Genomic DNA, 16,667 nt, shown 5'->3' with positions numbered 1-16,667 from the left:
GTTTGTTTGGCATCGTTGGGCGAGGCATTCGCCTCGCCCCTACATTCTACGGTTTGGAACGTGGTGAGTCAGGCATCATCAGCCCAGGTATTTGGTTTCGAGTGTTCGGGGTCGTCAGCCCATTTGGCAGGATTTAATTCGATATACTCCCGGATACTGTTCAGGTCTTCATCACGGCGAATCACGTGTTCATAATAATTGCGTTGCCACACCTGCGGCATTTTTATACCCGCATCGTGGATGCGCTTCGTGGTCCGGGATTTGAACGCACCAACGATCGCCCCAATGGATTTTGGTTCCGGACCGACGGGTCGGGATGGGTCTTGTAGGGGCGACGCAGGCGTCGCCCGACCATCTCTTCCATTCAACCAGACGATCCCATGAACGTGGTTTGGCATCACCGTGAATGAATCGGTTTCGACGTATGGGAACCGCCGAGGTAATTCCGCCCAGCATTCTGCGACGATCCGGCCGTTATCGTTCGGCTTCATGGTTTCGTTTTCGATCTGGCCGAATATTGACCGTCGATCATGGGCGCAGATGGTGATGAAATATGCCCCGCCGCCGGTATAATCATAATCGGCCAGGCGCAACGAACGCCGCCCGAAATCCGATTGCGGGGTTTTGTTTTTATCGATCATTTTTTATTTTCGTTCGCCCCGGGGTGGCGCGGTGCCGTAGGGGCGACGCAGGCGTCGCCCAAACCTTCCGCCCAAATGCGAACACACACATCCATGGCTAATTATCGTTTTGTTGGGCGAGAGACATCGTTGGGCGAGGCGTTCGCCTCGCCCCTACACTGACGCCAGGTTGCCCATCCATCCCGCCCGTTCAACGTTGGCATCAATATTTAATGCCGTGTATTGTTGTTGACCGGCATAGTTGGGCGAGGCGTTCGCCTCACCCCTACATTTACCCGCAGCCCTCTTTGCGCGGCTCGGTGATGTCCTCGATGGCCAGCAGGAAACGCTTGGGTTCGCCCTTTTCAACCAGCTTCCGGGCGTTAAGGCAAAGTTTTCGTTTGCCGATGCGCTTGAAGTCTGCTTCGAAGAAATAACCCTTGACCTCATGCCCGTCTTTCAGGATCCCGCTGAGGGCTTCTTTCAGCTCGGGAATGTTCCATTCACCTTCGCCTATCTCGTAAAGTTGCTTGCCTACGGCATCGGCGCGGGAGATCTTGAAGGCGTCGTGGAAAGCCGCGTTGGCGGTGACCAGCCTCAACTTATCGTCCAGCACCAGGGTCGGCTGAAACAGCGTATCTATGATCGATTCGGCGTATGACAGGGCGACCTTCACGCGCTCCTGTTCGGTGATGTCGAGGAAGGTGACCACCACCCCGGCGATGGAATTATCGGTCGTGCGGTAGGGAAGAATGCGCATGGTGTACCATTTGCCGCCCTTGCTTTCGATGCTCTCCTGGACCGGGATGAGGGTATCGAGGACTTTCTGCGCCCGGGAGTTGATGTCGTATTCGCCTATCTGGGAAGTGATATGGGATATCGGGCGGTCCACATCGGAGGCGATGAGGTTGAAGATATTCGTCGCCGCCGGGGTAAAACGCTTCACCTTGAGGTCGTTGTCCAGGTAAATGGTGGCCACACCGGTGGAGTTGAGCAGGTTTTTCATGTCGTCGTTGACCGTCGACAGTTCTTCGATCTTGGCCTGGTGCTCGGCGTTGACCGTCGACAGCTCCTCGTTGACCGACTGGAGTTCCTCGCGAGAGGTCTCCAGTTCCTCGTTGGTGCTCTGCAGCTCCTCATTGGTGGACTGGTATTCCTCGTTGGCCGACCTAAGCTCTTCGTTAGCCGTTTCCAACTCTTCGATAGTCGAGCGGAGCGTTTCCTTATTGAACTGGAGTTCCTGTTCCAGCTGAGAGACTCTGCCGTCGGGTCATCGATACCCTTGCCCTTGAATCGTCTGGACTTGGGGACGTCCTGGAAGGTGATGATATAGCGGCCGCCCAGTTCCGCCATGCCGACCGGCATGATCGGGACCACGGTGATCTTGACCGGCCTGGTATCGCCATTCACGTTGACCTGGGCTCCTTCGTTAACTGCGGTCCGATTGCTGGTCATCGCTTCATGAAGGGCGGCAGAAATGGCGGCGCGTATTTCCGGATGAGCTATCTCCGAAATATCCAGGTTCGGCCGGCCCTCGGGGAAACCGATGAACCGCCGTGTGTCACCATGGGTATAAATCACCTGCTGGTTGGAATCCAAAAGCACGGTGGGCGGCAGGGCCTCCAGCAGCACCTGCTCCGGGGTCCGGGGTTTGAGCCCGGCGGTGGCGATGGATTCGCCCTCGTTCTTCGGCGCCAGCGGCTCCTTCCAGGCGCGGCGCATCTGCAGCGGGAAGGGCAGGTGCTTGTCTTTGACCTGGGCCTTGTAGATCTTCCACTTGCGGTCAACGGGTTCGAACAGTTCAGCGAACTCGCCCGTTGTTTCGGCGGTGCCCAGGAACAGCAGCCCGTCATTGTTCAGGGCGTAATGGAACATCGGGATCAGCCGTTTTTGGAGATCGGAATCGAAATAGATCAGAAGGTTCCGGGCGGAGATCAAATCCATGCGGGTGAACGGTGGGTCGGCAATAATATCCTGGACTGCAAAAACCAGTTTTTCCCGGAGTTCCCGCTTGATCTGGAACTGGTCGTCTTTCTTGGCGAAGTATTTCTTAAGACGCTCTTCGCCGACGTCCGGTGCGATCGAGGTCGGATACACCCCGGTTCGGGCTACCGAGATGGCATCCGGGTCCAGGTCGGTGCCGAAGACCTGAATTATGAAATATTTTTTCAGTTCTTCCAGGACTTCATCGATCACCATGACGATCGAATACGCCTCCTCCCCCGTGGAACAGCCCGGTATCCAGGCTCTTATTTCGGCCCCCTCCGGTTTGGAATTGAACAAATTCCGGAGCTGTTCCTTGAGCGCGATAAAGGCCTCAGGGTCGCGGAAGAAAGAGGTGACGTTGATCAGGAAATCCTTGACCAGCGAGTCCACCTCCGACGGCTTTTCGCGAAGATACTTGAGATACTGGGAGATGTTGTCTATCTGGTTGATGCCCATGCGCCGCTCGATACGGCGGTTGATTGTCGATTGCTTGTAGCCTGAGAAATCGTGCTTCGTGCGGGCCCGGATCATCGAAAGGACATTGGCCAGGCTGGCCGAATCCTTCTCCACCTCATGCTGGCGGACCTCGCGCTTGCCGTAAGACTTGTCGACGTATTCGATCAGCTGGGAGGCCATTTTTTCAGCCGGCAGGATGAAATCGGCCACTCCGGAGGCAATAGCCGAACGGGGCATGCCGTCGTAACCCGCCGTCTCCGGGTCCTGGACGATGACCATTCCCAGCTCCGCCTTGACCGCCTTGGCGCCGAGCGAGCCGTCGGTGCCGGTGCCGGACATGATAATGGCAATGGCTTTCTCCTTGAGGTCGGAAGCCAGCGACTTGAAGAAGAGATCGATCGAATGGGAAATGCCCGGCCGCTCGATCTGCTGCAACAGGCGCAGGTTGTGGTCGGTGATGGTCATATTGCGGTTGGGCGGGATCATGTAGACGTGATTAGGTTCCAACTGTACCTCATCGGTCGCTTCGCTGACCGGCATCCTGGTATAGCGCCCCAGCAACTCCACCATATTAGAGGCATGCGTCGGATCCAGGTGCTGGATCAGCACAAAAGACATGCCGGTATCGTTCGGCATGGCCGACAGGAACTTGCCGAAGGCGTCCAGCCCGCCCACGGAGGCGCCGATGCCGACGATAGGGAAGTCTTTTTTATTGTACCGGGGCGATTTTTTTGCCGGGGTGGCTTCCTTAAGCGGTAAGCCGGAACTCTTGGCACCGACGCTTTCGGGTTTGGCGGGTGCGGTTTTTTCCTTTTTGGCCTTGTCAATCTCAGCCGCTTTGGTGGTCTTTTTCTCCGTGGCCATTTCCCGCCTCCTTGAGCGCGATGAAATACCCGCATCCCGGGTTCACAAGTAGCATTCTAAGAGTACTCTATTCTCAACCGAGAGTCGAGGGTTTTGCCTTAAAATCAAAGAATGACTGTGTCGGCGCGCCTCAGATACCGGCATATTGACCATGCCTCTGCAGGGATTTCGTACAACCCGATCGTCCCGCCGGCGATGGTATTCGGATGGGCGAGCATTGCGTCGAGACCGGCGGGCTTTTATGACGGGGATGACCGGGTGAATCAACCTTGCCCGGGGATTGAAAAACCGCCCTCAACAGGTAGTGACAAAAATAGTCCAGCTGGTGTTATTATTTAGTCGTTCGATTTGCCGGAGCCGGTGTTCCGGTTTGAGGAGGACTCCATGAATTTCGGTATAAAGACGATAATCTTCCCCGTCAAGGACATGCTGAAAGCCAAAGCGCTCTATACCAGCCTGCTTGGCGTTCCTCCGTATACAGACCAGTCTTATTACGTCGGTTTCCGCGACGGCGATCAGGAAATCGGGCTTGATCCCGCCGGCCACGCCAAGGGCATGACCGGCGCTACCATCTACTGGCAGGTGAGTGATATCAAGAAGAGCCTGAAATCGCTCCTGGCATCCGGGGCTAAAATTGACCAGGAAGTCATCGACGTGGGGCGGGGCAAACTGGTAGCCCGTGTCCGCGACGCCGACAACAACGTTATCGGGCTGATCCAGGACGTGGTGGTGTAGAAATTATTTTCGTCTCCGCGAGCCGCGAAAGCCCTTGAAAAATATTTTGAGAATACCCCCGAAAACGACAAAACTCGCTTGCGTGTTCTAGTACGCGTGTACTATAATAGCCGCCGTGTCCCACCTTTTGTCATTCTGAACGGAGTGAAGAATCTCAATTTCGCCCTTGAGGCCTGGATTGTTATTGAAACTGATTCCCGCGTTAAACGTTCCGCCCGGATTGACCGCCTTTTTCGTCTCGAAACGACTCCAATCCTGCGGCAAAATCCAAACGTGAAAACAGGATTCGTTTCATTCGATATTGCAAAAAGGACTTTCAAATATTCTCACCCCCGGCAACCGTGAACTGAAAACTGAAAACTGCGAACTGACAACTCATAACTGACATTTCTTTAGAACATATGCTACAATGAAAGGCAAGAACATGGCGAACATTGACTTAGAGAAGCAAAGAGCACTGGAAGCAGCCGTCGGGCTGATCGAGAAGCAATTCGGCAAGGGCGCCATCATGAAGCTGTCGGAAGCGGCCTCCACCATGGCGGTGGACGTCATCCCGACAGGCTCCATCTCGCTGGACCTGGCTTTGGGCGTCGGGGGCATCCCCCGCGGCCGGGTGACCGAGATCTTCGGTCCCGAGGGTTCCGGCAAGACCACGCTGGCGCAGCACGTCATCGCCCAGTGTCAGAAGCAGGGCGGCAAGGCTTTCTACATCGACGTAGAGCACGCCTTCGACCCGAAATACGCCAAGACCTGCGGCATCAACCTCGATGAGCTTTACATCGCCCAGCCCGACACCGGAGAAGAAGCCCTCGATATCTGCGAAAAACTGGTAAGGTCGGGCGGCGCCGACCTGGTGGTCATCGACTCAGTAGCCGCCCTGGTGCCCAAGGCTGAGCTTGAAGGCGACATGGGTGATTCCCACGTCGGCTTGCAAGCCCGCCTCATGAGCCAGGCCCTGCGGAAACTGACCGCGGCCATCGGCTCGACGGGAACCGCCGTCATCTTCATCAACCAGCTTCGCGAAAAAGTGGGCATCGTCTTCGGCAACCCCGAGATCACCCCCGGCGGGCGGGCGCTCAAGTTTTACGCCTCGGTCCGGCTGGACGTGCGCCGGGTGGAGACCCTGAAATCCGGGAACTCCGCCATCGGCACCCACGTCAAGGTCAGGGTGGTCAAGAACAAGGTGGCGCCCCCGTTCAGGAGCGCCGAATTCGACATCCTGTTCGATTCGGGCATTTCCCGCGAGGGCAACCTGATCGATCTGGGCGTTGAATCCAACGTGATCAAGAAATCCGGTGCTTTCTTCTCTTACGGTGATGTTCGCCTGGGGCAGGGACGGGAGGCGGCGAGGAATTTCCTCGTCCAGCATCCCGAGACGGCCGATGCCGTCGAAAAGGATATCCGTGCCGCGGCGGCCACCAACGCAAGCTTTATCGAAACCGAATAGCCTCCAATAAAGGCTCTTAGTTTAGGTAAAACCCTTTGGTGTCGGGCGCGAGGGCATGGCATCCTCCGCCCGATACTTGTTTAAGGGGGAGAGGTTGCCTCTGGCGAGACGACCGGGAAAACCGGCTCAACCCAGGCTTCTGAACGAGGAAGGCCCCGACCGGCCGCCCAAAGAACCGGCTGACGCCTGCTACCAGGCAGCCCTGAAACTGCTGGGGTACCGGGCGCGCACCGAATCCGAGATGCGCCAGAGGCTCACCCGCAAGGGGTTTGGCGAAACCGACATCGAATTGACGCTCGGCCGGTTGAAATCATCCGGCCTGATCGACGACGCCGCTTTCGCCCGGTCCTGGAGTGAAAACCGGTCGGCAGGCAGTCCCAGGTCAGCCTACATCATCAAACGGGAACTCAAGACCAAGGGCATCGACGCCGGCACCGCCGATGAGGCCGTCTCCGCCATCGATGACGGAGAGGCGGCCTACCGCGCGGTTTTGCCGAGGCTCAAGCGGCTGGAATCTTTGCCGCCGGAAGAAAGCCGGCGCAAGCTGGCGGATTTCCTCAGGAGACGGGGTTTCAACTGGAATACCATCGAGCGGACTCTCGTCCGGCTCAAGGCGCAGGGCGTTGAGCCGGACGAAGGGAGTATTTGAACCAATTACAGGATAGGCCGTTATCCCCCAGGCAAAACGGCAACAAACTTAAAATAATCGGGGGTTAAAAATATGGACCTTGCTAATCCACTGAATATCCTGGCAGCTTTCGTTATCGGGGCGGTCGCCGGAGGTGTTTTCATCACCTTCTCCCGGCAATTGGTCTACAGCCGCAGGCTCAGGGTGGCGCAGCGCAAGGCGGCTCACACCATCGCTGAAGCCAACGCCGAGGCCAAAACCATTGCCCAGAGCGCGCGCGATGAAGCGGAAAAAATGCGTTTCGCCAATGAGAATGAACTTCGCGAACGCCGCACCGAGCTGGCCAAGCAGGAGACCCGGGTAACCCAGAAAGTGGAAACACTGGAGCGCAAACTTGAGACCCTGGACCAGCGCGAGCACTCCCTCATGGCCCGCGAAAAATCGATCGACGAAGAGTTGGCCCGGGTCGAAGAACTCCGCGGCCAGGAGCAGCGGAAATTGGAAGAGGTGGCCGGCTTGACCACCCAGGAGGCCAAAGACCAGCTGCTGGAAATTGTCGAAGCGGAGATGCAGGTGGAGTCAGCCCGCCGCATCCGCCAATGGGAGCAGCGGATTAAAGAAGAGGCCGATGAAAAGGCGCGCAACATCATCATCCATGCCATTCAGCGCACCGCCTCCGATATTGTGACTGAAACCACCGTCTCGGTCGTGCCCATCCCATCCGACGAAATGAAAGGCCGGCTCATCGGCCGCGAAGGCCGGAACATCCGCGCCCTGGAACAGGCCACCGGGGTCGACCTGATTATCGACGACACGCCGGAAGCGGTGACCATCTCCAGCTTTGACCCGGTCAGGCGCGAGATCGCCCGCCAGGTGCTGTCCAAGCTGGTCATCGACGGCCGCATCCATCCCGCCCGTATCGAAGAGGTGGTGGCCAAGGCCAAGGAAGAGGTCGAAGCCGCCATGCAGGCCGCCGGAGAGCAGGCGGCCTATTCCGCCGGCGTCCACGGCTTGAGACCGGAACTGGTCAAGATCATGGGCCGCCTGAAGTACCGCACCAGCTACGGCCAGAACGTCCTGCAGCACTCGGTTGAAGTGGCTCAGCTGGCCGGGATGATGGCCGCCGACCTGGGCATCAACGTCAATGTGGCCCGGCGCGCCGGCTTCCTCCATGACATCGGCAAGGCCGTCGACCGCGATATCGAGGGCACCCACGCCGCCATCGGCGCCGACCTGGTCAAGCAGTGGGACAAGAACCCCGACGTGGTGCGCGGCGTCGCCGAGCATCACTTCGATCAGACCGAAACCTCGATCTGGGGCTTCCTGGTTTCCGCCGCCGACGCCGTTTCCAGCGCCCGCCCCGGCGCCCGCCGCGAATCGCTGGAAAATTACATCAAGCGCCTGAAAGCCCTGGAAGAGATTGCCAACAGCTTCAAGGGCGTTGAACGGTCGTACGCCATCCAGGCCGGGCGCGAGATCCGCATCCTGGTCAGGCCGGAGGAGATCGACGACCTGGGTTCGATGAGGCTGGCCCGCGATATCGTCAAGAAGATCGAAGAAGGGCTGGACTATCCCGGCCAGATCAAGGTCACAGTGCTGCGCGAAACCCGGGCGACGGACTACGCCAGATAAAGCCGATTTCTCCCTTTGAAAAGGGAGACTGAGAGGGATTTAAGGGAGGGGCGAAAGCCCCTCCTAGTTTTTTCAGTTCATGCTGGCCGGAATCCTGCGAAGGGGTAGAGTGCGCCCCGTGTTCCTGTGCCTTTGATAGACCTCGCCGGTATTTGTGCCTTTCTTCTCCGGTTCTACGTGAAGGCAAAGGAGTGGGAGAGGAAAGGCAATCAAATATTCGCCCCGGAGTTTGCTCCAAGGCATCAATTAACCTCGATGGTAGTACAGGCATCCTGCCTGTATAGCCAGCGACGGACACAGAACACAAGCGGCGGGTTTAGACCCAAAAAGAGAATTACAGCCGCCCGCGTTGAACGATCGCCCAATGAGTGGCATAATAGGGCGTTTCGGGCTATCTTAAAACATCGGGGATAAATGAAAATACTGGCTATCGGCGACATTATCGGCAAGCCCGGGCGGCGGGCGGTCAAGGAAATACTGCCGGCCTTGAAGCTGGGCCTGGGCGTCGACTTCGTCATCGCCAACGGTGAAAACGCCGCCGGCGGCAAAGGCCTGACGCCTGATACGGCTGAGGAGCTTTTCTCCTACGGCATCGACGTCATCACCTCCGGCAACCATATCTTTGCCCAGTCCGAGATTATCCCGATGCTCGAGGGTTCTGCGCCGGTGCTGCGGCCGCTGAATTATCCCCCCGGTGTTCCGGGAAAGGGTTTTGCCATTGTCAAAGGTGTCCTGGTGGTCAGCCTCATGGGGCGGACTTTCATGAACACTATCGATGACCCTTTCCGGGCTATGGACAGTCTACTCTCCAGCCTGGATAAAAAACCGAACCACGTGATCGTCGATTTTCACGCTGAGGCCACTTCGGAAAAGCAGGGCATGGGCTGGTTCCTCGACGGCCGGGTAACCGGTGTAGTCGGCACGCACACGCACGTCGGCACTGTCGACGCCAGAATCCTGCCGGGCGGCACCGCCTGCGTTTCCGACATCGGCATGGTGGGTCCTTGGCAATCGATCATCGGCGACGATAAAGACGACGTGCTGAAAAGATTTCTTACCGGCATGTACGAACGCCTCTCCGTAGCCAAAGGTTCACGGATCATTTTCAACTCGGTCCTTATCACCACCAATTCCGAGGGCAAGGCCATCGCCGTCGAACGCGTGGACCGGGAAGCGGCGATCTAAAAATCCGAAATCCGAATATCGAAATACGAAACAAATTAGAATGACCAAATATCAAATGACAGAAACCGGAAGACGGGAAACAGTCCTGCAGCCGAGGGATGTCCCTGCAGTCATTTCGGATTTTGGATTTCGTGCTTCGGATTTCCGCCCGGAGGGCGGCTAATGGTCAGCCGCGTCGATCTCCACCTGCACTCGACAGCCTCCGACGGGGTGTTCTCCCCTGCCGAGGTGGTGCGCAAGGCAGGCTACCTTAAGCTCAAATACATGGCTCTGACCGACCACGATTCAGTTGACGGTATCGCCGAGGCACTGGCCGAAGCCGAAAAATTCCCTAGCATGACCGTCATTCCTGGCGTGGAGATGTCAACCGACGTGGCCGCCGGGGATGTCCACATCCTGGGGTACTTCATCGACTGGCAGGACCCGGAACTGATCCGCCGGCTCAAGATCATGCGCATCTCCAGGGAGGACCGGGGCCAGGCTATCGTCGAGAGACTCCGGGAACTCGGCATGCCGCTCGAATGGGAACGAGTCAAGGAGATCGCCGGGGAGGCCGTCATCGGCAGGCCGCATATTGCCCAGGCCATGCTTGAAAAAGGTTACATCAAGTATCTCGGCGAGGCTTTCGACAAGTACATCAGCCGCGGCGGCCCGGGTTATGTCGAACGCATCAAGATGGCTCCCGCCGAAGCCGTGGCGCTCATTCGGGCCTCCGGCGGTGTGCCGGTGATGGCTCATCCGCTGACGTTGCCCGGTTACGAAAAGCTGATCGAGGAACTCGTCCCCGCCGGGCTGGCGGGCATTGAGGTATTTTATTCCAGCTTCAAAGACTGGGAGATCGAAAGATTGAAACTTCTGGCGGAACGGCTTGGACTCGTAGCCACCGGCGGCACCGACTATCACGGGCTCGATCCTGTGACTGAAACGATGATCGGGGGACAGCCGGTGCCGCTATCGGCCGTCGAGGGACTGATGGCACGGCGCCCTTAAATTGATCGAGCGAGGATTTTCGGAGAATATATGGTTTTTGCCCTGGCACTAGCCGCCTACCTTGTATCCAGCATTCCGGTGGCGTACCTGGTGGCCCGGTGGACCCGTGGAATAGACCTTAGGAAATTCGGCTCCGGTAACGTCGGTTCCTCCAACGTCCTGGCCGCCACCTCCAAGCGCTGGGTGTTGCCGGTGGCAGTGTTTGACCTGAGCAAGGGCATTCTTGCCGTATTGGCGGCGCGGTGGGCCGGCCTGGACACGGGACTGCAATTCATCGTCGGCCTTGCCGGCATCGCGGGGCATAACTGGCCTATTTATTTGAACTTCCGGGGCGGCAGGGGGATCCTGACCAGCCTCGGCGTTATCCTCGCCTTCTCCCCGCTGCTGGGACTGATTGTTTTGCTGATGGCATTTTCCCTGGCTCCGTTCAGGCAACTGTCCCTGGGGGTTTTTGCCGCCCTGCTCCTGCTGCCGGTTCTGTCCTATTATTTCGCCGGGTTTTTCGGCATCGACAACAGGGCGGCGGTAACCGCCGGGATGGTGGCTATTACAGCCCTTGCTTATGCTCGTAGACTGTTGGCGGGCCCCCGGAGCGACCTCGCGGCTGATCTTTCGACGGGAGAATTGCTGATCAACCGTCTGGTGTTCGACAGGGATATCCGTAACCGCCGCCTGTGGCTTTCAAGGTCGGAGAATTCGGGCAAGGCTTTCAGCTGAATAATTAGCGATCGAGATTCATTAAAATGCGTAAAGTAGCCGTAATCGGCGCCGGGCAGACCAGGTTTTCCGGGGCCCAGGAAAAAAGTCTTTCGGAATTATTTGCTGAAGCTGCCTTCGACGCCCTGGCGGATGCCAATTTGCAGCCGAGGGACGTCCAGGCTCTTTTTGTCGGCAACGCGCTGGGTGATTTTTCGGAAGGCCAGGGGATGACGCCGGCCTTCATCGCCGATTACATCGGCGCCTGGAATGTGCCGGCCAACCGCTACGACGGCGCCTGTGCCTCGGCTTCGATGGCTGTTAGAGACGCCTTCCTTCTCGTCGCTTCCGGGGTCTACGATATCGTAATCGCCGGTGGGGTCGAACGCGCCGCTTCGCTCGGGACGCCGCTGGCTACCCGCACTTTCGCCATGTTTTCAGATTCACGGTACGAGTTCCCGGCGGGCATGACCTTTCCCGGCGTGTTCGCCCTGCTGGCGCACCGTTACGCCGCCCGATACGGCCTGCCGATCGAGAAGCTCAAAGAACAGATGGCCCAGGTGTCGGTACAATCTTACAAACACGGCATGTTCAACCCTAAGGCGCACCTGCGGAAATCAGTCACCATCCCCGACGTGCTCAAGAGTTTCACCGTCGCCACCCCTATCCAGCTCCACGACTGCTGCCCGTTTTCCGACGGTGCGGCGGCTTTGATCATCGCTTCAGAGGACAAAGCCAGGGTGCTTTCGCCAAAGCCGGTGTTCATCGCAGGGGCAGGACAAGCATCTTCGGGGCCGCTGGCCTCACAAGGCGAATACCTGCCCCGGTTGAAAGCCCGTGAAATGGCCTCGAAACAGGCTTACGCCATGGCCGGCGTGACCCCGGGTGACATCGATGTTTGCGAACTGCACGACTGTTTCTCGATAGCCAGTCTCATCGCCGCCGAGGGGTTGGGCTTCTTCGATTACGGCAAGGCTGGAGAGGCCTGGATGAAGGGTGAGGCGGACATCGGCGGCAAAGTGGCGATCAACCCATCGGGCGGCTTAAAAAGCAAGGGGCATCCCATCGGCGCCACCGGGGCCGCCCAGGTATATGAGATCGTGCGGCAACTCCGGGGTGAGGTGGAATCTGAGCGCCAGGTGCCCGACGCCAAAATCGGCCTGACCGATACCCTAGGCGGCGACGGCGGCACTATGGTCAGCATGGTCTTCAAGCGAGGCTGGTGATGGCGATAAAATTATCTTTCAAGGAATATGACACCGCGCTGAGGGAAGGGCGCCTTCTTGGCTTGAAATGCGGTTGCGGAGACATTCTCTGCCCGCCGCGGGCGGTCTGCCCACGGTGCGGCGATGCTGACCTTGAGGTTGTCCAGCTTTCCGGCAGGGGCAAGATAGCCAGCTACACCACCCTGTTCGTAGCCGCCGAAGGGAGGGATAAGGAACTCCCGTACGCTATGGCGCTGGTTGCCCTTGAGGAGGGTCCTTATCTAATAGGCCGCATCGACACTGATTGTCCCGATAAATTAGACATGAGTGCCATCGGGAAAACGGTAACTACCGGCCACGGGGTTTTCGGCGGCGATAAATATTCCGCCGGTGAGGCGGCCTATCCAATGTTCAGATTTGTGACTGATCAAGCGTACGAATAATTTACTCAGGAACCCTGGTTCGGCCGGACAGTTGAAGACATAATTGAAATCAACAGGCCGGCCAAAGATATAGCCAGTCCGAATCCACTGCCGCTTGAAGCCAATATCAGGGCGATTCCGAAGAGAATTATCGCGATTCCAACCAAAATACCTTTCATTGTCTATCCTACCTGCGGTTTGTATTCAGCCCAGGATTCCGGGGATTCCCATACCATAACCGATTCGAGGACGGCGCCGTGGATCGCTGGTTTAATTGCCTCGAAAATGGTGCGTGCCAGGTTCTCGGCTGAAGGATTGATCTGGTCGAAAGGCGGCACGTCGTTCAGGAGGGTGTGGTCGAAGCGGTCGATCACGGGTTTCAGCGCGTCCTTTATCTCCCTGAAGTCAATAACCAAACCGGTCTCGTTGAGCGTCGCCGAAGAGACCTTTACCGCCACTTTATAACGGTGCCCGTGCAGATTTTCACATTTGCCCTGGTAACCACGGAGGAAGTGGGCGGCGTCAAAGTGATTTTCGACGGCAATGTAATACATAGGCTTCGACCTTCTTTAAGCTTTTTTACCGTGGAGAGAGCCGCTGTAAAGCTCGACCCCACGCGTGTTGTCCAGGGCTGCCAGAAGCTCGTTAACGGTCTTTTTCATAACCGGATGAACGAGGTCGGGCGCAAGCTCGTTCAAGGGGACAAGGACGAACGCCCTTTGGGACAGGCGCGGGTGGGGTATCACGAGAGATTCACCGGACATGGTTAGATCATCGAAGAACAGAATATCGATGTCGATCGGTCGAGGGGCATCCGATCCGGCATCTCCCCTGCCCAACTTCTGTTCGATCGACTTCAGAAATCCCAGCAGACCTTCGGGCGTCTCCGCGGTGTTTCCTTCGATAACCAGATTCAAGAATTTGGGTTGTTCGGAAACCCCAAGGGGTAGCGTTTCGTAGATGGGAGAAGTCCGCGTGACGGTCACTTTCTCGCTGATTAACTTTAATGCTGATTCCAGGTTTTCCAGCCGGTCCCCCAGATTCGAACCGAGCCCCAGGAAGATTTGATGGAACTGGTTGCTGCCGAAGCCGAACCCAAAGACCACGGCGCCGGTCATCCGGGCGGCCTGGACATTTTCTGCGACATCATGGACACGGATAATGCTGGCGCCGTTCATAATCCCGATGGCGGTAGTCGCGATCGTGCCGAAAAGACGCTGGTCCGGCGGGATGTCACCCAGTACTCTGCCGATGGTTGACTTGCGTGAAGTGCCGAGCAAGATTGGCTTGCCCAGGGTTTTAAGCGCATCCAATCGGCGGAGCAACTCTAGGTTCTGTTGGACTGTTTTACCGAATCCGAAACCAGGATCAACGATGATATTGTCCTTGGCTACACATGCGGATTCAGCGGCTTGGATGGCGCCAAGCAGGTCTGTGAGAACCGCCGAGATGATGTCTTTCGCCGGTTCGTCCCGCTGGGATGAGGTCAGGATGATCGGGACGTTCAAACGTGAAGCGACTCCGGCCAAACTGGGGTCCCGTTTCAAGCCATAGACCGAATTGATCATCGCCGCCCCCGCCCGGATAGAGGCTTCCGCCACCTCCGATTTGTAAGTGTCGACGCTTATGGGGACATCGATCTCGAAACTGAGTGCGCGGATGACTGGGACAACCCGGTCGATTTCTTCCGCGACTGAGATCTCCGGGGCGCCTGGGCGGGTAGATTCACCGCCGACATCGATAATATCCGCGCCTTCCAGGACCATTTGCTTCGCCCTGGCGACGGCACTATCAATGTCATACCCCACTCCGTCTCCTGAAAAGGAGTCTGGCGTAACGTTAAGTATGCCCATGATGAAGGTGCGTTTCCCCCACTGGAAATCGCGTTTGCCGATTCGGGTGGCGTTAGGCAATCCGGTGCGGATGTTCATCGGTGTTTATGATAGCGTTGGACAGGTTGAGTGGCAAGGGAGGCGCTTTGCTTGCCAGTTAGCAGTCCTTGTAAGAGTTTGCTAATTTCTCCAACATTATGTCTAGTGACGATTGACAAGATAAATGAATGGGCGGTATCATTAACCCGTAATTCGCAAATAGGGTTTGCTTCAACTGAGGAGGTTGAAATGAGGTTAGGACCGCCCGAGATCATCCTGATTCTTGTTGTCGTTATTCTTATTTTTGGTGTCGGTAAGTTGCCCCAGATCGGCAAATCGCTGGGTGAGGGTTTGAAGTCCTTCAAACAGGGCGTGTCCGGCGAAGGCGAAGAAGCAAAGAGCGATGAAACTACCGAAAACGCTGCCGAACAAGCCAAAACTGAAGCCACAGATATTGAGGCTCCCGCCAAGGTGAGCGAAGAAGATCTGGCTGCGTTCAAGAAATGGCAGACTGACCAGTCAAAGAAAGGCTGATATGAAATTCGGTCCACTTGAAATTATTCTAATACTTGCAATTATCCTGGTCGTCACTGGCGCCGGGTTTGCGCCCTCGCTGGGAAAGAATCTCGGTACAGGCATCCGGCAATTGCGCCAAGCCGTCGGCGGAGATAAAAACAAGACCAAGATCGTTACTAGCCTCCACGATGGCGCCGCGGCTAAAGAAATTAACCGGCGGGTGTTCGAACAGAAACGAAGCTCTAAAGCCGGCTGATCCCTTTAAATAATCTGGAGCAATATTAATTAGATGAATTTATTTGGCATGGGCACTTTCGAGATTCTCACGATTCTCGTGGTGGCCACTCTCGTCTTCGGTCCCAATAGAATTCCTGAATTTGCCAGGAAAGCCGGGGAATTTTTGCGCAGCTTCCGGAGAGTCACCACGGACATGACAAAAGAGTTTACCAAAGCCATCGATAGTTCCCCAACCAAGCCTGTCGATTCCGGCAAGTCTTCAATCGACAAAAAATAAGCGGAAGTCTGAAAGATCTTAGCTGATAAATGACCGACGAAAAACGTTTGCCCATAACCGAACACTTCACCGAGATGCGGCAGCGGTTTATTCGTTCCATTCTGGGGCTTGTGGTAGGTGTCATTATCGGCATGTTCGTAGCCGATAAACTTGTACTCCTTCTTGAACGCCCGGCCGGAGATCTGGCTGGGAACATTATCGCCACTGAGATGCTGGAAACCTTCAGCACCTATTTTAAGGTAGCGATGACTGCAGGCTTTATCATCGCCATGCCATGGATCATATACCAGATGTTTGCCTTTCTGACCCCTGCTCTTACGGCAAAAGAAAAGCGATTTTTGTTTCTATTCTTCCCGTTCATCGTATTCATGTTCCTGGCCGGTGTGGCTTTCGCTTATTTTATCGCGTTGCCGCCCGCTATTCACTTCTTGTTCACCTTTACTATTGGCGATGTTACGGTCATGCCTCGTATCTCCAATTATGTCGATATAGTACTCCGTATGCTGGTGATAATCGGCTTGGTTTTCGAACTGCCTATCATCCTTATGGCTCTTTCCGCGGTGGGCCTCGTTACCTCGAAATGGCTCGCTTCCAAACGCAAGATATGGTTTGTCTTGGCGTTTATTATCTCTGCTTTTATCACCCCAACCTTCGATCCCATCAACCAGACGATTGTCGCAGCTCCGCTCATCGTCCTGTATGAGCTGAGTATCTGGTTGACCAGGATCGTCAAAAAGCGCAAACCCTCAATTCAAGGCGTCGCGTAACCCCTTCGGTGGTCTGAAGAAAAATATTTTCAGGCTTAAACCGCTAATTCCTCTATCATTCACTAATCAATTACCCCTATTATCTGAGTAAAGGGACAAATGTCTATAAAAGGTCAGTGACGGACCAATCTTG

At 56.4% G+C, this 16,667-nt stretch carries 18 protein-coding genes; 13 read left to right on the top strand and 5 right to left on the bottom strand.

Translation table 11 applies throughout. The annotated features are described in order from the left end of the window. Positions 1-68: 68 nt before the first annotated feature. The 3 genes from Dform_RS10905 to Dform_RS10895 form a co-directional block, all read right to left on the bottom strand. Positions 69-641, bottom strand: a complete 573-nt coding sequence (locus Dform_RS10905) for a transposase (protein WP_076004992.1) — start codon at positions 639-641, stop codon at positions 69-71. A 271-nt stretch (positions 642-912) separates the two neighbouring features. Further along, positions 913-1,626, bottom strand: a complete 714-nt coding sequence (locus Dform_RS11500) for a PAS domain-containing protein (protein WP_076004991.1) — start codon at positions 1,624-1,626, stop codon at positions 913-915. Then, a complete protein-coding gene (locus Dform_RS10895; protein ID WP_076004990.1) occupies positions 1,623-3,926 on the bottom strand; it encodes a chemotaxis protein CheB in 2,304 nt (767 codons plus the stop codon). Before Dform_RS10895 ends, Dform_RS11500 begins: the two co-directional genes overlap by 4 nt. Positions 3,927-4,310: 384 nt before the next feature. Here Dform_RS10895 and Dform_RS10890 point away from each other — a divergent pair, with 384 nt between their 5' ends. The 9 genes from Dform_RS10890 (at position 4,311) to Dform_RS10850 (ending at position 12,887) form a co-directional block, all read left to right on the top strand. Next, the gene (locus tag Dform_RS10890) at positions 4,311-4,661 is read left to right on the top strand and encodes a VOC family protein (protein WP_076004989.1); all 351 of its coding nucleotides are present in this window, start codon (positions 4,311-4,313) and stop codon (positions 4,659-4,661) included. Between the two features lie 424 nt (positions 4,662-5,085). Next, entirely contained in the window at positions 5,086-6,108 is a 1,023-nt protein-coding gene (gene recA, locus Dform_RS10885; RefSeq protein ID WP_076005161.1) for a recombinase RecA, read from the top strand. 94 nt (positions 6,109-6,202) lie between these two features. Continuing rightward, entirely contained in the window at positions 6,203-6,757 is a 555-nt protein-coding gene (locus Dform_RS10880) for a regulatory protein RecX (RefSeq protein ID WP_076004988.1), read from the top strand. 72 nt (positions 6,758-6,829) lie between these two features. Beyond that, positions 6,830-8,368: a ribonuclease Y gene (gene rny / locus Dform_RS10875; RefSeq protein ID WP_076004987.1), complete on the top strand. Its 1,539-nt coding sequence runs from the start codon at positions 6,830-6,832 to the stop codon at positions 8,366-8,368. A gap of 414 nt (positions 8,369-8,782) precedes the next feature. Further along, positions 8,783-9,553, top strand: coding sequence for a TIGR00282 family metallophosphoesterase (locus Dform_RS10870; RefSeq protein ID WP_076004986.1), 771 nt, complete (start codon positions 8,783-8,785; stop codon positions 9,551-9,553). A 162-nt stretch (positions 9,554-9,715) separates the two neighbouring features. After that, positions 9,716-10,543, top strand: a complete 828-nt coding sequence (locus Dform_RS10865; protein WP_076004985.1) for a PHP domain-containing protein — start codon at positions 9,716-9,718, stop codon at positions 10,541-10,543. A gap of 30 nt (positions 10,544-10,573) precedes the next feature. After that, entirely contained in the window at positions 10,574-11,260 is a 687-nt protein-coding gene (locus Dform_RS10860; protein WP_076004984.1) for a glycerol-3-phosphate acyltransferase, read from the top strand. Positions 11,261-11,286: 26 nt separating this feature from the next. Further along, positions 11,287-12,465, top strand: a complete 1,179-nt coding sequence (locus Dform_RS10855) for a thiolase C-terminal domain-containing protein (protein ID WP_076004983.1) — start codon at positions 11,287-11,289, stop codon at positions 12,463-12,465. Next, positions 12,465-12,887, top strand: coding sequence for a Zn-ribbon domain-containing OB-fold protein (locus Dform_RS10850; RefSeq protein ID WP_076004982.1), 423 nt, complete (start codon positions 12,465-12,467; stop codon positions 12,885-12,887). The genes Dform_RS10855 and Dform_RS10850 overlap by 1 nt, the downstream gene beginning before the upstream one ends. A 161-nt stretch (positions 12,888-13,048) precedes the next feature. Here the strand turns inward: Dform_RS10850 and queD are convergent, their stop codons facing one another. After that, positions 13,049-13,420: a 6-carboxytetrahydropterin synthase QueD gene (queD, locus tag Dform_RS10845; protein WP_076004981.1), complete on the bottom strand. Its 372-nt coding sequence runs from the start codon at positions 13,418-13,420 to the stop codon at positions 13,049-13,051. Positions 13,421-13,435: 15 nt separating this feature from the next. Next, positions 13,436-14,797 (bottom strand): dihydropteroate synthase, encoded by a 1,362-nt coding sequence (folP, locus tag Dform_RS11755; protein ID WP_076004980.1) that lies wholly within the window; start codon positions 14,795-14,797, stop codon positions 13,436-13,438. Between the two features lie 189 nt (positions 14,798-14,986). Between folP and tatA the strand changes: the two genes are divergently transcribed. The 4 genes from tatA to tatC are packed head-to-tail and all read left to right on the top strand — an operon-like array spanning position 14,987 to position 16,534. Then, positions 14,987-15,271 (top strand): twin-arginine translocase TatA/TatE family subunit, encoded by a 285-nt coding sequence (gene tatA, locus Dform_RS10835; protein WP_076004979.1) that lies wholly within the window; start codon positions 14,987-14,989, stop codon positions 15,269-15,271. A 1-nt stretch (position 15,272) separates the two neighbouring features. Then, a complete protein-coding gene (locus tag Dform_RS10830; RefSeq protein WP_076004978.1) occupies positions 15,273-15,509 on the top strand; it encodes a twin-arginine translocase TatA/TatE family subunit in 237 nt (78 codons plus the stop codon). A gap of 33 nt (positions 15,510-15,542) precedes the next feature. Beyond that, positions 15,543-15,767, top strand: a complete 225-nt coding sequence (locus Dform_RS10825; protein ID WP_076004977.1) for a Sec-independent protein translocase subunit TatA/TatB — start codon at positions 15,543-15,545, stop codon at positions 15,765-15,767. A gap of 29 nt (positions 15,768-15,796) precedes the next feature. Continuing rightward, entirely contained in the window at positions 15,797-16,534 is a 738-nt protein-coding gene (gene tatC, locus Dform_RS10820; protein WP_076004976.1) for a twin-arginine translocase subunit TatC, read from the top strand. Positions 16,535-16,667 lie beyond the last annotated feature (133 nt).

Origin of the sequence: Dehalogenimonas formicexedens (genome assembly GCF_001953175.1) — a bacterium.
GTDB classification, from domain to species: domain Bacteria; phylum Chloroflexota; class Dehalococcoidia; order Dehalococcoidales; family Dehalococcoidaceae; genus Dehalogenimonas; species Dehalogenimonas formicexedens.
Note: the sequence above shows the minus strand (reverse complement) of the source record. Positions and strands in the feature narration are given on the sequence as shown.

What these genes read in the sequence shown, in the direction of transcription:
- Dform_RS10825 (WP_076004977.1), top strand. Translation starts at nt 15,543, where the DNA reads ATGAATTTATTTGGCATGGGCACTTTCGAGATTCTCACGATTCTCGTG.
- Dform_RS10860 (WP_076004984.1), top strand. Translation starts at nt 10,574, where the DNA reads ATGGTTTTTGCCCTGGCACTAGCCGCCTACCTTGTATCCAGCATTCCG.
- Dform_RS10905 (WP_076004992.1), bottom strand. Translation starts at nt 641, where the DNA reads ATGATCGATAAAAACAAAACCCCGCAATCGGATTTCGGGCGGCGTTCG.
- Dform_RS10890 (WP_076004989.1), top strand. Translation starts at nt 4,311, where the DNA reads ATGAATTTCGGTATAAAGACGATAATCTTCCCCGTCAAGGACATGCTG.
- queD (WP_076004981.1), bottom strand. Translation starts at nt 13,420, where the DNA reads ATGTATTACATTGCCGTCGAAAATCACTTTGACGCCGCCCACTTCCTC.
- Dform_RS10830 (WP_076004978.1), top strand. Translation starts at nt 15,273, where the DNA reads ATGAAATTCGGTCCACTTGAAATTATTCTAATACTTGCAATTATCCTG.
- rny (WP_076004987.1), top strand. Translation starts at nt 6,830, where the DNA reads ATGGACCTTGCTAATCCACTGAATATCCTGGCAGCTTTCGTTATCGGG.
- Dform_RS11500 (WP_076004991.1), bottom strand. Translation starts at nt 1,626, where the DNA reads ATGAAAAACCTGCTCAACTCCACCGGTGTGGCCACCATTTACCTGGAC.
- tatC (WP_076004976.1), top strand. Translation starts at nt 15,797, where the DNA reads ATGACCGACGAAAAACGTTTGCCCATAACCGAACACTTCACCGAGATG.
- folP (WP_076004980.1), bottom strand. Translation starts at nt 14,797, where the DNA reads ATGAACATCCGCACCGGATTGCCTAACGCCACCCGAATCGGCAAACGC.
- tatA (WP_076004979.1), top strand. Translation starts at nt 14,987, where the DNA reads ATGAGGTTAGGACCGCCCGAGATCATCCTGATTCTTGTTGTCGTTATT.
- Dform_RS10865 (WP_076004985.1), top strand. Translation starts at nt 9,716, where the DNA reads ATGGTCAGCCGCGTCGATCTCCACCTGCACTCGACAGCCTCCGACGGG.
- Dform_RS10870 (WP_076004986.1), top strand. Translation starts at nt 8,783, where the DNA reads ATGAAAATACTGGCTATCGGCGACATTATCGGCAAGCCCGGGCGGCGG.
- recA (WP_076005161.1), top strand. Translation starts at nt 5,086, where the DNA reads ATGGCGAACATTGACTTAGAGAAGCAAAGAGCACTGGAAGCAGCCGTC.
- Dform_RS10855 (WP_076004983.1), top strand. Translation starts at nt 11,287, where the DNA reads ATGCGTAAAGTAGCCGTAATCGGCGCCGGGCAGACCAGGTTTTCCGGG.
- Dform_RS10895 (WP_076004990.1), bottom strand. Translation starts at nt 3,926, where the DNA reads ATGGCCACGGAGAAAAAGACCACCAAAGCGGCTGAGATTGACAAGGCC.
- Dform_RS10850 (WP_076004982.1), top strand. Translation starts at nt 12,465, where the DNA reads ATGGCGATAAAATTATCTTTCAAGGAATATGACACCGCGCTGAGGGAA.